At 59.9% G+C, this 16945-nt stretch carries 11 protein-coding genes; 8 read left to right on the forward strand and 3 right to left on the reverse strand.

The features are described from left to right. The first annotated feature begins 257 nt into the window (after positions 1–257). From FDY93_RS01760 to FDY93_RS01775, 4 genes are all read left to right on the forward strand, one after another. Positions 258–1358 (forward strand): TolB family protein, encoded by a 1101-nt coding sequence (locus FDY93_RS01760; protein ID WP_138234027.1) that lies wholly within the window; start codon positions 258–260, stop codon positions 1356–1358. After that, the gene (locus FDY93_RS01765) at positions 1355–2077 is read left to right on the forward strand and encodes a hypothetical protein (protein WP_138234028.1); all 723 of its coding nucleotides are present in this window, start codon (positions 1355–1357) and stop codon (positions 2075–2077) included. The genes FDY93_RS01760 and FDY93_RS01765 overlap by 4 nt, the downstream gene beginning before the upstream one ends. 265 nt (positions 2078–2342) lie before the next feature. Next, positions 2343–4325: a cellulase family glycosylhydrolase gene (locus tag FDY93_RS01770; RefSeq protein ID WP_138234029.1), complete on the forward strand. Its 1983-nt coding sequence runs from the start codon at positions 2343–2345 to the stop codon at positions 4323–4325. Between the two features lie 197 nt (positions 4326–4522). Continuing rightward, positions 4523–6250 carry a glycoside hydrolase family 6 protein gene (locus FDY93_RS01775; protein ID WP_181954055.1) on the forward strand — a complete coding sequence of 576 codons (1728 nt, stop codon included), beginning with the start codon at positions 4523–4525 and terminating at the stop codon, positions 6248–6250. Between the two features lie 146 nt (positions 6251–6396). Here the strand turns inward: FDY93_RS01775 and FDY93_RS01780 are convergent, their stop codons facing one another. Next, positions 6397–6687: a DUF1540 domain-containing protein gene (locus tag FDY93_RS01780; protein WP_138234031.1), complete on the reverse strand. Its 291-nt coding sequence runs from the start codon at positions 6685–6687 to the stop codon at positions 6397–6399. Positions 6688–6877: 190 nt separating this feature from the next. Here FDY93_RS01780 and FDY93_RS01785 point away from each other — a divergent pair, with 190 nt between their 5' ends. Continuing rightward, complete coding sequence (locus FDY93_RS01785) at positions 6878–10417, forward strand: hybrid sensor histidine kinase/response regulator (protein ID WP_138234032.1); 3540 nt, start codon at positions 6878–6880, stop codon at positions 10415–10417. A gap of 1 nt (position 10418) precedes the next feature. On the opposite strand, the gene FDY93_RS01790 is transcribed toward FDY93_RS01785, so the two are convergent. Both FDY93_RS01790 and acs read right to left on the reverse strand, forming a co-directional pair. Continuing rightward, positions 10419–11132, reverse strand: coding sequence for a response regulator (locus FDY93_RS01790; RefSeq protein WP_138234033.1), 714 nt, complete (start codon positions 11130–11132; stop codon positions 10419–10421). Between the two features lie 157 nt (positions 11133–11289). After that, positions 11290–13245 carry an acetate--CoA ligase gene (acs, locus tag FDY93_RS01795; RefSeq protein ID WP_246068420.1) on the reverse strand — a complete coding sequence of 652 codons (1956 nt, stop codon included), beginning with the start codon at positions 13243–13245 and terminating at the stop codon, positions 11290–11292. Between the two features lie 256 nt (positions 13246–13501). Here acs and FDY93_RS01800 point away from each other — a divergent pair, with 256 nt between their 5' ends. The 3 genes from FDY93_RS01800 to FDY93_RS01810 are packed head-to-tail and all read left to right on the forward strand — an operon-like array spanning position 13502 to position 16911. After that, positions 13502–14827, forward strand: a complete 1326-nt coding sequence (locus FDY93_RS01800) for a DcaP family trimeric outer membrane transporter (protein ID WP_246068421.1) — start codon at positions 13502–13504, stop codon at positions 14825–14827. A 50-nt stretch (positions 14828–14877) separates the two neighbouring features. Beyond that, entirely contained in the window at positions 14878–15207 is a 330-nt protein-coding gene (locus FDY93_RS01805; RefSeq protein WP_138234035.1) for a DUF4212 domain-containing protein, read from the forward strand. A 3-nt stretch (positions 15208–15210) separates the two neighbouring features. Next, positions 15211–16911, forward strand: coding sequence for a sodium:solute symporter family protein (locus FDY93_RS01810; RefSeq protein WP_138234036.1), 1701 nt, complete (start codon positions 15211–15213; stop codon positions 16909–16911). Positions 16912–16945 lie beyond the last annotated feature (34 nt).

Consider the following 16945-nt stretch of genomic DNA (forward strand, 5'->3'; position numbering starts at 1 on the left):
TGTTGCGTTTTTGGTGTCGCAAATCCAAAAATTTGGCTCGAAAGTCATCTTTTTGCGGGGCTGTTTTGCTTTTCAGGCACGTTGCAGGAAGAGGACGTGTCGCTGCGCACTGATGGTGCATCGAGACCGATGAACATTTTCCGTGTGAGATTTCCATCGCTGTGGGTAGATCGTTGTTTCAGAAAAGAACAGATACATCGCAGGCGGTAAGCCGCTATCTCGGTGTTACTTCCACGTTCGGCGCAGGCATTTTTACTGTGTTACTAGCCTTTTCCTCCATGGCGCAGGGGGATGAGTTGATTTTTAGCGCGCGGGTAATGGGGCCCGTGTCGAATATTTATGGCGTATCAGCAGATAAGGCGTTGAGAAAAATTACCGAAAACATTCGCTGGCGAGACATTGACGCGGATGTCTCCGTGCAGGGAACTGTGGTGTTTTCCTCCAACCGCGAGACAGACCAGAGCATTGATATTCATCGCCGCAGCGAAAGCTTCGACCTGTATGTCACCGACGGCCGTGGCGTGATAACCGCGCTGACTGATACCCCTCAGAACGAAATGTTGCCTCGATTCAGCCCGGATGGAACGCGGGTGGCTTTTGTGCGTGCGCGCCGGCAGCTGGTACTGCTGGAGTTGGCATCGCGGCGCGAGCGGTTGTTGTATGAGGCGGGAGAAATACTGGATTTCGATTGGGCGCCAGACGGCTCGGCAGTGGCGATGGCCGCGCGCGACCGACAGCGGGGAGTAATCCTGCAACTGCACTGCGACGCGGATTGCCTGGCTGGGCCACTGAATCCACAGGTGTTGAAGCAGTATCCGCGTCTGCAACACAGCGATGCGATACAAGCGGTTGATGATGAAGTGTCGGACTTCGGCAGTGTGGATCACCTGCGCTGGTCACCGGGAGGGAAAACCCTTGCGTTTATTTTTCATCCCGATGGACAGGCAGCGCGCAGCCTGCATCTGCTGTCATTGGAAAGCGGAGAGAGCGCGCGAATTTCGGACGAATCACAGCAGGTGCAGAGCCCGCTCAGCTGGTCGCAGGATGGGGACTCACTATTGTATGCGGCACTGGTGAATTACCGTTTTTATTTCGATGAAACCGCGCAGAAAAAAGTCTACCAGGGCGCGATGCAGATATTTCGCAGTGAACTCAATGGCAAAGTCCAGCGCCTGACGGACAACACCGTGGCGGCGCGCGCCCCGGTTTTTGTGGGCGAGAACCAGATTGCCTATCTGCAGGCAGACCAACTGGCCGCGCGTCAGTACGCGCTGGTGATGCGGGATCTCGATGTCGGTAGTGAGCGGACGGTGTTCGACGCAGTAACACCGGAATCCCGGTTGGTGGTGCGCCGATGAAAGTCCTGCAGAGTTTCAGGTCCGGCGGCGTGGACTGGGTGAGTATTTTTTCCCTGCTGATCATCGCGCTGGCACTCCTGGGCGTACTGAAAACCTTTTCCGGTAGTGACGCCGCCGGCAGTGATTTTACGGTTGTCGCACCTCGAGACCGCGGTGTTCCCGATTCGGCCGGTGGGGCGGCACAACTGGATCAATCGCGTGGGGCCGGACTCGCACAACATCCGCGCGACGCGCACAAAGAAAACAGTGGTGAGCCGGGTGCGCTGGAAATGAAGAGTGTGGATCTTCTCGGTGTCTCTGTGCAGCTGCGCGAAATGCGCACTGAAACGGAAGATGGCGGCGCAGGTGAAATTCGCAATATCGAATTCTTTATCCGCGAGGGGATCCGGCCGCGCCGGTTGTTTGATGATGCCTCGCAACTGGTCACGGGGCACTGGCCGCTGTTTCACAACAACGTCGGCTACGGCGCGACCACGGTGCGCATTCTGTATCAACTGGTGGATACCGACACCGATGGCGATGGGGTATTGACGAAAGCTGACAGGAAAAGTCTCGCTTTCAGCCTGCCGGATGGCAGCCGGTATCGGGTGCTTGATCGCGATGTCGGCGAAATTAGCAACATGAACTACTTGTCGGATTCCAATGAATTGCACTTGGACATTTCCGTGGGTGGAGAAATACAGCGGCGGGTGTACTCACTCGCTACCGGATCTCGATGATTTATCGCGAACTCAGTCACAGGATGGATTTTTTCGCAGCAGTGCGGGCAGACGGTGCCCGCTGCGCAGGAATGGGGTAAGGCAGGAAGCCGGGTATGGAACTGGCCGGAAGTAGCCGTCGCTGTCGTCAGGCAGGAGCGGTGCGGTTCTTTACCACAAAAAAGCATGTTTGAAACTCTGCGGTGCGTGCGCCTGACGGCATCCACACATCGTGATTTTCAACAATGCAAATACTGAAACGATTCCCAGCGAGTGGAGAGAAGTGATGGAAAAAATAACAACGGCGCAGATTCAGCGTCGACCGATGTATCGGGCCTTTGCCAAAGCCGGACTGGCGTTTTGGCTGGGCACAGCTTCCGCAGCCCTGATGGCCGCGGAAGCGGAAATGCTCATTTCAAATGACTGGGGCAGCGGCTTCCAGGGTGAAATTGTGGTCACCAATGACGGCGACACACCGCTCACCAACTGGTCTGTTTCCTTCAATATGGATGTGGAAATCAACAATCTCTGGAACGGTGTGATCCAGTCCCAGAGTGCCAGCCAGTATGTGGTGGGTGCGGCGGCTTACAACAACACCATCGCACCCGGTGGTCAGGTAAGCGTGGGCTTTGTCGCTTTCCCGGGCGGGCAGTCTCCGGTCGTGGTGACCGTCGAGGGTGAAGGTGGCGGTTCATCTTCTGGTGGCAGTTCCTCGAGTTCATCCAGCAGCTCTTCGAGCAGTTCATCGAGCTCCTCCTCAAGTTCTTCCGGCGGCTCCAGTTCTTCCTCCAGTTCCTCGTCCGGCGGCAGCTCCAGCGGCAGCAGCTCTGGCAGTAGTTCTGGTGGCAGTTCATCCGGCGCCGGTCGTTTCCGCGTAGATGAATCCGGCAACATCACCAAGAACGGAGAAATCATTCCAATGAATTGCGGTTCCTGGTTCGGCCTCGAGGGCCGCCACGAACCCTCTGACGACCAGAGCAACCCGAGCGGCGCGCCGATGGAGCTGTACATCGGCAACACTTTCTGGGCCAACGGCAACTCCGGCACCGGCCGCACCATCCAGCAGACCATGAGCGAGATAACCGCCATGGGCGTAAATGTGGTGCGTTTCCCGGTGGCTCCGCAGACCCTGGACCCGAACGATCCGCAGGGCACCGGCAGTGTGCTGAAAAACCACGAATCTGTACTGGTGCCGAATGCGCGCCAGGCGATGGAGGAATTCATCATCGCTGCGGATGCGAACAATATCGAAGTGATGCTCGACATCCACTCCTGTTCCAACTATGTGGGTTGGCGTGCGGGCCGCCTCGATGCGCGTCCGCCTTATGTTGATCGCGACCGCGATATGTACGACTTCCCCCGTGAAGACAGCTCCTGCGCCGCCACCGGCAACCCGAGCTCGGTTACCCGCGTGCAGGAATACAACCGGGACATCTGGCTCGACAACCTGCGCGAGCTGGCCAGCCTGGAAGAGGAATTGGGCGTAGACAACATTATCGGTATCGACATTTTCAATGAACCCTGGGATTACACCTGGGAAGACTGGAAAAGTCTGGTGGAGGACGCTTACGTTGCGATCAACGAAGTGAACCCCAACACGTTGCTGTTCGTGCAGGGCATTTCCGGTACCGCCAACAACCAGGACGGCACCCCGGAGACCATCACCCAGGTACCACACGGTGATGCATCCACCAACCCGAACTGGGGTGAAAACCTGTTCGAGGCCGGCGCCAATCCGCCTAACGTACCGAAAAACCGTCTGGTCTGGTCTCCGCACACGTACGGACCGTCAGTATTCGTGCAGGCGAGTTATATGGACGTAGCGTCGCAGCCAGAGTGTGAAGGGCTCGAAGGCGATGCCGCCGGCGATGCCGATTGCAACATCGTGCTCGACCCGGAACACCTGCGCCTGGGCTGGGAAGAGCACTTCGGCTACCTGCGCGACATGGGATACGCCGTGGTCGTGGGTGAGTTTGGCGGCAATATGGATTGGCCGGCCAAGGCTACCCTGCGCGATCAGGCGCGCTGGTCTCACATCACCCCCGGTGTGGTCGACATCCAGTGGCAGGATATCTTCGTCGACTACATGGTTGAGGAGAATATCCAGGGCTGTTACTGGTCCATCAACCCTGAGTCTGGCGATACCGGTGGCTGGTACGGTCATGCTTATGACCCGCAGAGCAATACCGCGGGCTGGGGCGAGTGGCTCGAGTTCGATCAGCGCAAAACCAACCTGCTGAATCGCCTGTGGAGCAACACGTCCGAGTAATTCCGGCGGCTTGAACTAGCCGGTGCCCGCAACGGCACCGGCTTTTTACTGCCTATTTACCCGATAAAAATAATCAACGGATAGCGATCATGAATCTGTCTTTAAAACAACGTACAGCTGAAAAGTTGCTACTCGCGTGTGCCTGTGCGCTGGGGTCCCTGTTTTACGGGATCCACGCACTCGCCGCGGAAGCGAGTATGAAAGTGGTAAACGACTGGGGCGGCGGTTTCCAGGGTGAAATTACGGTACTGAACGACGGCACCGCACCGCTGACGAACTGGACACTGGAATTCGAAATGCCGGTGGACATCAATAACATGTGGAACGGCGTTATCGAGTCCCACAGTGGCAACACCTATGTCGTTGCCTCCGCCGGATACAACAATGAAATTCCTGCGGGTGGTGAGATCAGTATCGGCTTTATCGCCTTTCCCGGTGGGCAAGCCCCGGTGGCGGTGACGGTTGAAGGCGATGGCGGTGGCAGCGGCTCGTCCGGCGGCTCTTCGTCCAGCAGTTCATCCTCATCGAGTTCGTCATCCTCGAGCTCATCTTCATCGAGCTCTTCCTCATCGAGCTCGTCCAGTTCGTCATCCAGTTCCTCGGGCTCGAGTTCGTCTTCCAGTGGAAGTTCCAGCTCAAGCTCTAGCTCTGGCAGCTCCTCCGGCAGTTCCAGCGGCAGTGGTGGTCGTCACGATAACCCCTTTGCCGCCTCCAGTAAGTGGTATGTCAACCCGGACTGGGCAGAAAATGCCATGAACGAGCCGGGCGGCGCCGCCATTGCCAATGTCAGCTCCGCGGTGTGGATGGACCGCATCGGTGCGCTTACCGATGGCCGCGGCCTGAAGGGCCACCTGGATGAAGCGCTGAACCAGGGGGCCGATCTGTTCATGGTGGTGGTGTACAACCTGCCGAACCGCGACTGCGCGGCGCTCGCCTCCAATGGTGAACTGCGGATTGCGGAGAACGGATTCGAGCGCTACCAGACCGAGTACATCGACCCGCTGGTGGCCATTCTCGCAGACCCCGCCTACGCGGATCTGAACATCGTTACCATTATCGAAGTCGATTCGCTGCCGAACCTGATCACCAACATCAGCCTGCCCGAGTGCCAGGAAGCCAACGGCCCCGGCGGTTATCGCGATGGCATCCGCTACGCGCTGAATCAACTGTCGCAGCTGGACAATGTCTATTCTTATCTGGACATCGCCCACTCCGGCTGGCTCGGCTGGAGCAGCAATTTCGGCCCCGCGGTGAACCTGATAGGTGATGTGGTCGAATCCACGGATGCGGGCTGGGGCAGCGTGGCCGGCTTTGTCACCAACTCCGCAAACTACACTCCGGTGGAGGAGCCCTATCTGCCCGACCCGACGCTCAATGTGGGTGGCCAGCCGGTGCGTTCCGCGGACTTCTACGAATGGAATGATTACCTGGAAGAGCTGACCTTCGCCCAGGACTGGCGCGAAGCCATGATCGCCCGCGGCGCACCGCAGACCCTGGGTATGCTGATTGACACCGGACGCAACGGCTGGGGCGGTCCTGAGCGTCCCACTGGCCCGTCTACCAGCACCGACCTCAACACGTACGTGAACGAGTCGCGCATCGACCGCCGGGTTCACCGTGGCAACTGGTGCAACCAGGCCGGTGGCGTGGGCTTCCGTCCGCAGGCGGCACCGGCTCCGGGGATCGACGCCTACGTGTGGGTCAAGCCGCAAGGGGAATCTGACGGGGTCAGCGACCCGAACTTCACCCCGGACCCCAACGACCCGGCGAAGCAGCACGACCCCATGTGCGATCCGTATGCCCAGAACCGCTATGACAGTTCCGTCGGCACCGGTGCCCTGGACAATGCGCCGCACGCGGGCCGCTGGTTCCCGGAAGCCTTCCAGGTTCTGGTGGAGAACGCCTACCCACCGCTGGAAGAGTAACTGCCAGCTGTTGCCGCCATTTCGCGGCAGCAAATGAAAAAAGGCCAGCAGGGAAATCTCTGCTGGCCTTTCTATTTCGGTGTCCTATTGCCGGCTCCTGGCTCCGACGTTTTTTGTCTTGCCGGATTTCGGCGCCGGATTCGCGATCAGTGCGTGTAGGTCAGGCAATTCACCGAGTCACCGCTATAGCCCAGTTCTATGTGATCCGCACTGCACTCAAAATCCACATTGTGATCGCAGTTGGTCACCTTGCAGGCACCGACGCCGGCGATGCGTTCGCGGCTGGTGTGGCGGTTGTTGCTGAAAAAGGTGTCGCAATCCGGGTCTTCGCCTTCGCCAATGGTGATGGCACGCGCATGGCAGGCAGAGTCGGTATTGTATGCGCACTCAATAGCGGCGCAGCGGCTGACTTCGGGCATATCAGTGGCGATGATCATGGCGCATTTCCCGTTGGGTGGTGGTCGAAGGATTTACATCCCGTTATGAGCCTAGTTCACGGCCGGTGAGTGTCAAACGGCTGGCGCAAAATGCGGTATTGGCCTTCCGGAACCTTCCACGATTCGCTAATTGCGCAATGTCCCTGCCATCGGGTATACACGGATACAGAACCCGGTGCGCGAGGAATTCATGATTGGTAAATCCCTGTTGCTGCTTTTTGCCCTGCTGTATGTACTACTGCTGTTTGTGGTGGCGTGGCGCGCCGGCAGGCACAAGCAGTGGATGGAGCATTTCCGCCCGGTCATTTACGGCCTGACACTGGCGGTGTATTGCAGCTCGTGGACGTTTTTCGGCGCCGTCGGGCAGTCGGTCAGCGATACCTGGAGTTACCTGCCGATCTATCTTGGGCCAATCCTGCTGTTTCTGTTTGCCGGCGGTTTCCTGCGCAAGCTGGTGCAGGTGGGCGAGCGGCAGAAGGTCACCTCTATTGCCGATTTCATCGGCTCGCGCTATGGCAAAAGCCGCGGCCTGTCCGCGCTGGTAACGCTGCTCGCCATCGTTGGCAGCCTGCCGTATATCGCACTGCAATTGCGCGCAGTGACCATGGGCTGGGAGGTGGTTGGCGGCACGAATGAGACCGACCGTTTCGTCAATCTCGATACCGCGCTTGCGACCGCACTGCTCATGGGCTTGTTTGCCATTCTGTTCGGTACCCGCCACCTGGAGGGGCGCGAGCGCAATGTGGGGGTGGTGGCAGCGATCGCGCTGGAGTCCCTGGTCAAGCTGTTTGCGTTCGCCGCGGTGGCGATGCTCGCACTGTGGCTGCTGGTAACCGGTGGCAGTGGGTTGGCGGTGGACAGTCTGCAATGGCAGCCGCGGTTGCAATGGCGGGCACCGGACATCAATTTTGTCACTCAGACGCTGCTGGCCATGGCAGCGATCATCTGTCTGCCGCGCCAGTTCCATATGGCGGTGGTGGAATACCGCAACCCGCAAGATCTGGCTACCGCGCGCTGGTTGCTGCCGGCTTACCTGGTACTGTTCTCGGTACTGATTCTGCCCATCTCGCTCGCCGGCCAACCCCTGGTGGCGGCGGGCCTGAGCGAGCCGGATAGCCTGGTGCTTACCCTGCCATTGCAGGGCGGGCACGACACACTCGCCGTACTTGCCTATATCGGCGGATTCTCCGCCGCCACCGGGATGGTGATCGTCGCGGTGTTGACCCTTGCGGTGATGGTGTCAAATGAGCTGGTCGCTCCGGTGTGGCTGTTCCTGAGCCGTTACAGCCGTCTCACCGCGGTGTCCCTTGGCAATCACCTGCGGCTGATCCGACGGCTCAGCATCCTGCTGCTGATGCTGATGAGCTGGGGTATGCACCGGGCGATTTCCGGCACCGAGGCGCTCGCGTCCATCGGCCTGCTGTCGTTTGCCGCCGCCGCGCAACTGGCGCCGGCCCTGATCGCCGCACTCTACTGGCGTGGCGCGCACCGGCGCGGTGTGTGGGCGGGCCTGATCGCCGGTTATGGCCTGTGGCTTTTCTGCCTGGTACTGCCCGCCGTATACCCGGAGGCGGAGCTGCTGCAGCGCGGGTTGTTTGGGCTGGACTTCCTGCGCCCACAACAATTGTTTGGTCTCGCCGCATTGGACCCGCTGAGCCACGGCGTTTTCTGGAGTCTGCTCGGCAATCTGGCACTGTTGGTGGGGGTATCCCGCATCAGCCGCCAGGCGTCGCAGGACCGGCGCCAGGCTTTGGCCTTCGTAACGCCGGAGCAGGGCGCTGCGCCGGCACCGGATCTGGTGCCCACCGGCATCCGCATGGGGCAGGTGCGCAGTTTGCTGCAGCCGTTTGTGGGCGCTGCGCGGCTGGAGGAAATCTGGAGTGACTTCGAACGCCGCAGCCAGCAGCGCCTGTTGCCGGACGACGCTGCCTCGCGCTTCGTGATCGCCGACGCCGAGCACATACTTGCCGGCATCGTCGGCTCCGCCGCTGCGCATCAGGTGATGGGCCTGCTGCACAGCAACCGTCCGCTGAAGCTTGAGGACATCGCGCGGTTGGTGGACAGCACCTCCCAACGTCTGCGTTTCAGCCAGGAGCTGCTGCAGACGACGGTGGAAACCATCAGCCAGGGGATCAGCGTGGTGGATGTGGAACTCAGGCTGGTGGCCTGGAACCGCCAGTACCTGGAGCTGTTCAACTATCCCGAACGGTTGCTCTACATAGGTTGCCCGGTGGCATCACTCTACCGGCACAATGCGGAGCGCGGCCTCTATGGCGACACCGACGACGCCGAGGCGCTGGAGGCGCATGTGCAGCGGCGCCTGGATCTGCTGCGCCACGGCAGCGCCCACCGCTTTGAACGCCGCCTGCCCAGCGGCGCTATCGTCGAAGTGCGTGGAACCCCCATGCCCGGTGGCGGTTTCGTCACTACGTTTACCGACATCAGCGAGTACCGCGCGGCGGTGGATGCCCTGGAGGAAACCCGCCGCAGCCTGGAAGACCGGGTACAGCAGCGCACTGCGGAACTTTCGGAAAGTAACCGCGCGCTGCAGGAGGAGAACCGCCGCCGCAGCGAAGCGGAAATGAAAATCCGCGAGTTGCACGCCGCCAAGACCCGCTTTCTTGCCCACACGAGCCACGATCTGCTGCAACCGATCAATGCCGCGCGCCTGTTCATCGCCTCGCTGCAGAACAAGGCCGCTGCCGGCAGCTGGCGGGAAATGGGGGACGATATCCACTATATCGACAGCGCGCTGACCTCCGCCGAACAGCTGATCGGCGCGCTGCGGGAAATCAGCCGTCTGGATGCGGGCAACCTGAAGCCGAAGCGGGAACATTTCCCGTTGCGTCAGCTGCTCGATGGACTCAATGCGGAATTTTCCGCGCTCGCCAGTGAGCGCGGCCTGGCCCTGCACTACGTACCCAGCAACGCCTGGGTCGTGAGCGACCGTCACCTGTTGCGGCGGATACTGCAGAATTTTCTCAGCAATGCATTGCACTATACCGCTCGCGGTCGTGTGCTGTTGGGGATGCGCCGGCGCATTGGCAGCGACGGCAACCCCGAGCTGGAAATTCAGGTGTGGGACACCGGCCCGGGTATCGACCGCAGTGCGCGCGAGCGGATTTTTGATGAGTTTGTGCGCCTTGGCAGCAGCGAGCGCAACGCCGACAAGGGGCTCGGTCTCGGTCTCGCCATCGCGCGGCGCAGTGCGGACCTGCTGGGGCATCCGCTGGGACTCGAATCCACCCCCGGGCGCGGCTCTATGTTCAGCATTCGCGTGCCGGTTGGGGAGGCCCGCGCGGCACCGGTGGAGGAGCCCACGGTCAGCGAAGTGGGGAATGTGTCGGCGGTGCCGGTGCTGTGCATCGACAACGAGCGGCAGATTCTGCGAGGGATGCAGAGCCTGCTCTCCGGTTGGGGATGCCGGGTAGTGACCGCGATCTCACTGCCGGAGGCCTTGGTGCGCTGGGATTTGCGCGATCCGCCGGCGCTGGTGATCGTGGACTATCACCTCGACCGCGACGCCACCGGCATCGACGCACTGGAAGCACTGTGTGAGCACTGGCGCGCGGAGCTGCCGGGTATTGTCGTCAGCGCGGATACGTCCGAAGAAATCCGCAGTGCCGCCACCGAGCGCGGCTGGTTCTACCTACCGAAACCGGTGAAGCCGGCGGTATTGCGCAACCTGGTGCGGCGGTTGGCGCGCACCGCCGGGAACAATGTCAGCTAATTTACTTGGAGTTGGCGTCCGGTTGCTGCGGCGGCGCAAATTGCCCTGGCGCTTCTACGTCCAGGCTGCTGAGTGCCAGTACGGCCTGGGTGCGGGAGTTGACGCCCAACTTGCGAAACAGCGCGGTGAGGTGCGCTTTTACGGTGGCCTTGGTGACCTGCATTTCGTAGGCGATCTGCTTGTTCAGCAGCCCCTCCGCCAGCATGGTGGCAACGCGAAACTGCTGTGGGGTTAGGGTTGCAATGACATCCGCTACGCCGACATCCTGCGCGGAGCCCTCCTGGTAGCGCTCGGCGACCGCCGGCGGCAACCAGATTTCGCCGGCGAGGCTCTGCTGCAATGCCTCCGCAATCTGTTCCACTGGCGCGGACTTGGGGAGAAAACCACAGGCGCCGTAGTCGATGGCGCGGCACATGATTTCCGGTTTTTCATTGGCGGATACCACCATTACCGGCAACTGCGGATACTGGCCACTCAGGAAAATAAGTCCGCTGAATCCATGGGCGCCCGGCATATGCAGGTCCAGCAACAGCAGATCGCAATCGGGGTGTTCCGCCACGCACTGCTGCAGGCTCTGTAAATCGCAGGCTTCAACAATGGTGGCGCCGGGAAAGGTCTGCTGGATGGACAGGCGCAGGGCATTGCGGAACAGCGGGTGGTCGTCCGCAATAATGAATTGGCGGGCGGGGTGTCCGCCCTCGGTGTGATCGTTCATCGCTATGCATCCCTAACCGATGGGATTTTCCCGGTACCTTGCACGCGTATTCGCGTGGCCCAGAATGTTGGACGAAAAGTGTACCGGGAAAACCCCGCCGCTTCCTGTTGTTATTTTTTATCGGGGTCTGCTGCTGAGCGTTGTGGGGCGGTATCTGTTAAGCGGTGGCCGCCGCGCGGTTGGCCACGAGGTGTTCTACCACTCCCGGGTCGGCGAGCGTGGAAGTATCACCCAGCTGATCGCATTCATCCGCCGCCACCTTGCGCAGGATGCGCCGCATGATCTTGCCGGAGCGGGTTTTCGGCAGGCCCGGTGCCCACTGGATCACGTCCGGAGTGGCGATGGGACCGATCTCCGAGCGCAGCCAGTCGCGCAGGGTTTTGCGCATTTCTTCGCTGGGCTCAATACCGCTGTTAAGCGTGACGTAGATGTAAATGCCCTGGCCCTTGATGTCGTGCGGGTAACCCACCACCGCGGCCTCGGCCACCGCCTCGTGGGCCACCAGCGCGCTTTCCAGCTCTGCGGTACCCATGCGGTGACCGGAGACGTTGAGCACATCGTCCACGCGACCGGTGATCCAGTAGTAGCCGTCTTCGTCGCGCCTGGCGCCGTCGCCGGTGAAATACATGTTTTCAAAGGTACTGAAATAGGTATCGGCAAAGCGCTGGTGATCGCCGAATACGGTGCGCATTTGCCCCGGCCAGCTGCCCAGCAGTACCAGATTGCCCTCAGTGGCGCCGTCGAGAATATGGCCCTCGTTATCCACCAACGCCGGTTGCACGCCGAAGAACGGGCGAGTGGCGGAGCCGGGTTTGAGCGGGGTGGCACCGGGCAGTGGCGTGAGCATGGCGCCGCCGGTTTCGGTCTGCCACCAGGTGTCCACGATGGGGCAGCGGTTGCGACCGAAGGTGCGGTGATACCACTTCCATGCCTCCGGGTTGATCGGCTCACCCACGGTGCCCAACAGGCGCAGGCTGTCCAGACTGGCGCCGGCCACTGGCTTGTTGCCCTCCGCCATCAAGGCGCGGATCGCGGTGGGGGCGATATACAGAATATTGATCTGATGATCGTCGATGATCTGCGCCACCCGGGTAACGTCCGGATAGTGGGGCACGCCCTCGTACATGACCGTGGTGGCGCCGTTGGCCAGCGGTCCGTAGAGAATGTAGCTGTGGCCGGTGATCCAGCCGATATCCGCAGCGCACCAGTAGCGTTCGCCACGTCGGTAGTCGAACACATATTCGTGGGTGAGCGAGGCGTAGGTAAGATAGCCGCCGCTGGTGTGCAGCACACCCTTGGGTTTGCCCGTGGAGCCCGAGGTGTAGAGGATAAACAGCGGGTCTTCCGCGCCCATGACCTCCGCCGGGCAGTCGTCACTCTGCGCCGCGATCAGCGCCGCGTAGTCGCGGTCGACGGCCGGATTCCAGTCGCTGGCGTCATCCGTGTAGTTGAAAACCACAACGTGTTCGATGCTGGTTTCGCGGCACAGCGCCACGGCCCTGTCGACGTTCTGCTTCAGCGGCACCGAGCGGCCGCCGCGGCGGCCGGCATTGGCGGTGATCAGAATACGGGACTGGCCGTCGTCCATGCGCCCGGCCAGCGCCTCCGGCGAGAAGCCGGCAAACACCACCGAGTGCACAGCACCAATGCGGGCACAGGCGAGCATCGCCACTGCCGCTTCCGGAACCATTGGCATGTAGATGGTTACCACTTCGCCTTTCTTAACCCCGAGGCTTTTCAGACCGTTGGCCAGGCGGCACACATCCCGGTGCAGTTCGCGATAGCTGATCTCGCGATGCGTACCGGGTTCGTCGCCCACCCACAGTATCGCGGTGTCATCACCGTGCTTTTCCAGATGGCGGTCGAGACAGTTCGCCGCCACATTCAGTTTGCCGTCGGCAAACCAGCGGATATGCAGGTCATCCCTGGAGAAGGAGACATCCTGGACCTGGGTAAAGGGCTCGATCCAGTCGATGCGCCGGGCCTGTTCTCGCCAGAAGCCGTCCGGATCCTGAATTGAGCGGTTGTACTGCGTGAAATAGCCGTCTTCATCCAGCAGCGAGTTAGCCGCATAGGTTGCGGGTACCAAATAGGTTTCTGATTGACTGCTCACGGGAATGCCTCTCATCAGTGCAGATTCTTATGCTGTGCATTCTGGCACCGGGACTTGGACAGGTCGTATTAGACAAAAGTCGAAAGGCAGGGGAATAAGAGGAGCGGTACTATCTCGGCGTACCCATTGGGCATTTAGACATTGGTCGAATTCGACAGCCGATTTAGACCAATGGTGAATACCAGAGTGCTCCGTGAAGTTGTCTGCTTGGAATTGCTCACGCTAAACCAAACAAACAACGGCGAGGACAACGGCTATGTCAGTAACAATAATAAAAAGCACACTGGCCGGCGCAGTGGCGCTGGCGTCGATGGTGAATGGTCTGCCGGCGATGGCTGCGGCAGAGACCGAATTGTTGTCAGCGGAACAGCTGCAAAAACGGATTGCGGAATTGCAGGTGCAAGTGGACCAGTTGGCGGCCGGTCAGGGAGTGCAGACGGTGGAGAATCCGGAGCCGTCAACGGGGAACAGCTTCGGCAATACCAACATCCAGATCGGCGGGTACGTCAAACTCGATAGCATTGTTACTGATTACTCCGATGGCAGTGCCGCCACCGCAAGCCTGGGGGAAGACTTCCTGGTGCCGTCCACTATTCCCATCGGCGGTGACGGCGGTGATGTGCACTACAACGCGCACGCGAAATCCACCCGCCTGTATTTCAAGTCCTCCACCGAAGCGGGTGCCGGCAGTGTGGATACCCACATCGAGATTGACGCCATGGCGGGCAACCAGGGCGACGAGCGCATCAGCAATTCCTATGCCCAGCGACTGCGCCACGCCTATGTAAACTGGAATATCGACGGCGACCGCTCACTGCTGGCGGGCCAGGCGTGGTCCACGTTTTTCAACGTTGGCGCACTGCCGGAAGGGCTGGATTTTGTCGGCCCGGTGGGTACCGTGTTTGAGCGCCAGCCCCAGATTCGCTATACCCAGGGGCTTGCGGGCGGCAAGGTGCAGTTTGCCGCGGAAAACCCGGCGACGACACTCTACAACGGGAGCGAGAATCCCTACGACGACAACAGCCGTCCGGATCTGATCCTGCGCTACGACAACAGTATTGGCGATCTCAGCTATTCCATCGCCTCCATGAGCCGTGAACTGGCCTACGACCGCGCCGAAGGTGGCAATGAGTCCGAACAGGGCTACGCCATCAGTCTCGCCGGCAAATGGCAGTTGGGGCGCGACGATCTGCGTTTCATGTACAGTCATGGCAATGCGCTGGGGCGCTATCTGGGACTGAACAGTTACCGCGGGGGTATTATCGATCCCGCCAGTGGCGATATTAAATTGATCGACCAGCGGGGTGGCTTTGTGGCGCTGCGGCATTTCTGGAGCGAGCAGTGGCGCAGCAATCTGGTGCTTTCCGCCACTGCGGCGGACAACCCGGAGACGGTTTCCGACATGACGCCGTCCGCTTACCGGAGCCTGCACTTGAATCTGATGTATTCGCCGGTGCCGAAAATGACTTTGGGTGGCGAATATATTCTCGCGAGCAAGGAGGTGGAGAATGTGAGCGGACTGCTGAATGACGACGAAGGAAAACTTCAGCGCATGCAGTTTTCCGTGCAGTATGTATTTTGATGTGCCTATAAAAAATCCGAAAATCTAACAATAAGTATGGAGTGAAGACGATGAGTTTCGAGAGTAAACAGAAGGCCAGTGATTACTGGCGGGAAAACCTCAAGCTGATGTTCAGCTTGCTGGTCGTGTGGTTTGTGGTGTCCTTCGGCTGTGGCATTTTATTGGTGGATGAGCTGAACCAGATCCGTATGGGAGGCTTCAAACTCGGCTTCTGGTTCGCACAGCAAGGCGCCATTTACGTATTCCTCGCGCTGATTTTTGTCTACGTGTACAAAATGAATCAGCTGGATCGCAAGTATGGCGTGTACGAGGACGACGAGACCGCAGCGCAGGCGGAGACCGTTCAACCAGCCGCGCAACAACTGCAAGGGGAGCACTGAACCATGGATGTACAGAGCCTTACTTTCCTGATCGTCGGTGCCACCTTTGTACTCTACATTGGTATTGCCCTGTGGGCCCGCGCCGGTTCCACCAATGACTTCTATGTAGCCGGTGGCGGCGTACACCCGGTGGCGAACGGCATGGCCACAGCGGCGGACTGGATGTCGGCAGCCTCGTTTATTTCCATGGCCGGCCTGATTTCCTTTATGGGGTACGACGGCGCGGTGTATCTGCTGGGCTGGACCGGCGGCTACGTGCTGCTGGCGCTGTGCCTCGCGCCCTATCTGCGCAAGTTCGGAAAATTCACCGTTCCGGATTTTATCGGTGACCGCTACTACTCCCAGGCGGCGCGTACCGTGGCCGTGATCTGTGCCATCTTCGTGTGCTTCACCTATGTGGCCGGACAGATGCGCGGCGTGGGCGTGGTGTTCTCCCGCTTCCTGGAAGTGGATATCACCACCGGCGTTATCATCGGCATGGGGGTCGTGTTCTTCTATGCGGTACTCGGCGGCATGAAGGGTATTACCTACACCCAGGTGGCGCAGTACTGTGTACTGATTTTTGCCTACATGGTGCCGGCGATTTTCATTTCCATCATGATGACCGGCAACGTGCTGCCGCAACTGGGCTTCGGTTCCACCCTGTCCGATGGCACCTATCTGCTGGATAAGCTCGACGGTCTCTCCACTGAGCTTGGGTTTGCGGAATACACCTCGGGAACAAAAAGCACCATTGATGTGTTCTTTATCACCGCCGCGCTGATGGTGGGCACCGCCGGTCTGCCGCACGTGATCGTGCGTTTCTTCACCGTGCCGAAAGTGCGCGACGCGCGTAAATCCGCCGGCTGGGCGCTGCTGTTTATCGCGCTGCTGTATACCACAGCACCGGCCATTGCCACCTTTGCGCGTGTGAACATGATCGATACCATCAACGGCCCCGACGGCCAGGGTACCCCTCACGCAGAAGCGCCCAGCTGGGTGTCCAACTGGGAAGAAACCGGCCTGATTCAGTGGAACGACAAGAATGCCGACGGCAACATGTTCTACTCCGGTGACGAGCGCAACGAGATGACCGTCGACCGCGACATCATGGTGCTGGCGAATCCTGAAATCGCCAATCTGCCGGCCTGGGTGATTGCACTGGTGGCCGCCGGCGGTGTGGCTGCGGCACTGTCTACCTCTGCGGGGCTGCTGCTGGTGATCTCGACGTCGATTTCCCACGATCTGCTGAAGCGGAACCTGATGCCGAATATCAGTGAGAAAAAGGAATTGCTCTATGCCCGTTCCGCGGCGGCGGTGGCTATCTGTATCGCCGGTTACCTCGGTATTAACCCACCGGGCTTTGTGGCGCAGGTGGTGGCGTTTGCCTTCGGGCTCGCGGCCTCGTCCTTCTTCCCGGCGATTATCATGGGGATCTTCTCCAAGCGTATGAACAAAGAAGGGGCAATCGCCGGTATGCTTTCGGGCATCCTGTTTACGGCGGCCTATATCTGCTACTTCAAGTTCATCAATCCAACGGCCAATACTCCGGATAACTGGTGGTTCGGGATTTCCCCGGAAGGCATCGGCACTCTGGGGATGATCATCAACTTCGCTGTTGCCATTGGTGTGGCCAAGGTGACCCGCGAAGCGCCGGAAGAGGTTCAGGAGATGGTGGAAAGTATCCGCTTCCCACAGGGCGCCGGCCAGGCCAGCGCGCACTGACACGACTGGTAAAAAAGAGCGAAGGACTCTGAGT

Source organism: Microbulbifer harenosus (assembly GCF_005771435.1).
Classification (GTDB): Bacteria; Pseudomonadota; Gammaproteobacteria; order Pseudomonadales; family Cellvibrionaceae; genus Microbulbifer; species Microbulbifer harenosus.

Excerpts from the sequence above, each read along its gene's own strand:
- FDY93_RS01800 (WP_246068421.1), top strand. The coding sequence starts at position 13,502 with ATGTCAGTAACAATAATAAAAAGCACACTGGCCGGCGCAGTGGCGCTG.
- FDY93_RS01810 (WP_138234036.1), top strand. The coding sequence starts at position 15,211 with ATGGATGTACAGAGCCTTACTTTCCTGATCGTCGGTGCCACCTTTGTA.
- FDY93_RS01805 (WP_138234035.1), top strand. The coding sequence starts at position 14,878 with ATGAGTTTCGAGAGTAAACAGAAGGCCAGTGATTACTGGCGGGAAAAC.
- FDY93_RS01785 (WP_138234032.1), top strand. The coding sequence starts at position 6,878 with ATGATTGGTAAATCCCTGTTGCTGCTTTTTGCCCTGCTGTATGTACTA.
- FDY93_RS01790 (WP_138234033.1), bottom strand. The coding sequence starts at position 11,132 with ATGAACGATCACACCGAGGGCGGACACCCCGCCCGCCAATTCATTATT.
- FDY93_RS01780 (WP_138234031.1), bottom strand. The coding sequence starts at position 6,687 with ATGATCATCGCCACTGATATGCCCGAAGTCAGCCGCTGCGCCGCTATT.
- FDY93_RS01765 (WP_138234028.1), top strand. The coding sequence starts at position 1,355 with ATGAAAGTCCTGCAGAGTTTCAGGTCCGGCGGCGTGGACTGGGTGAGT.
- FDY93_RS01775 (WP_181954055.1), top strand. The coding sequence starts at position 4,523 with ATGAAAGTGGTAAACGACTGGGGCGGCGGTTTCCAGGGTGAAATTACG.
- FDY93_RS01770 (WP_138234029.1), top strand. The coding sequence starts at position 2,343 with ATGGAAAAAATAACAACGGCGCAGATTCAGCGTCGACCGATGTATCGG.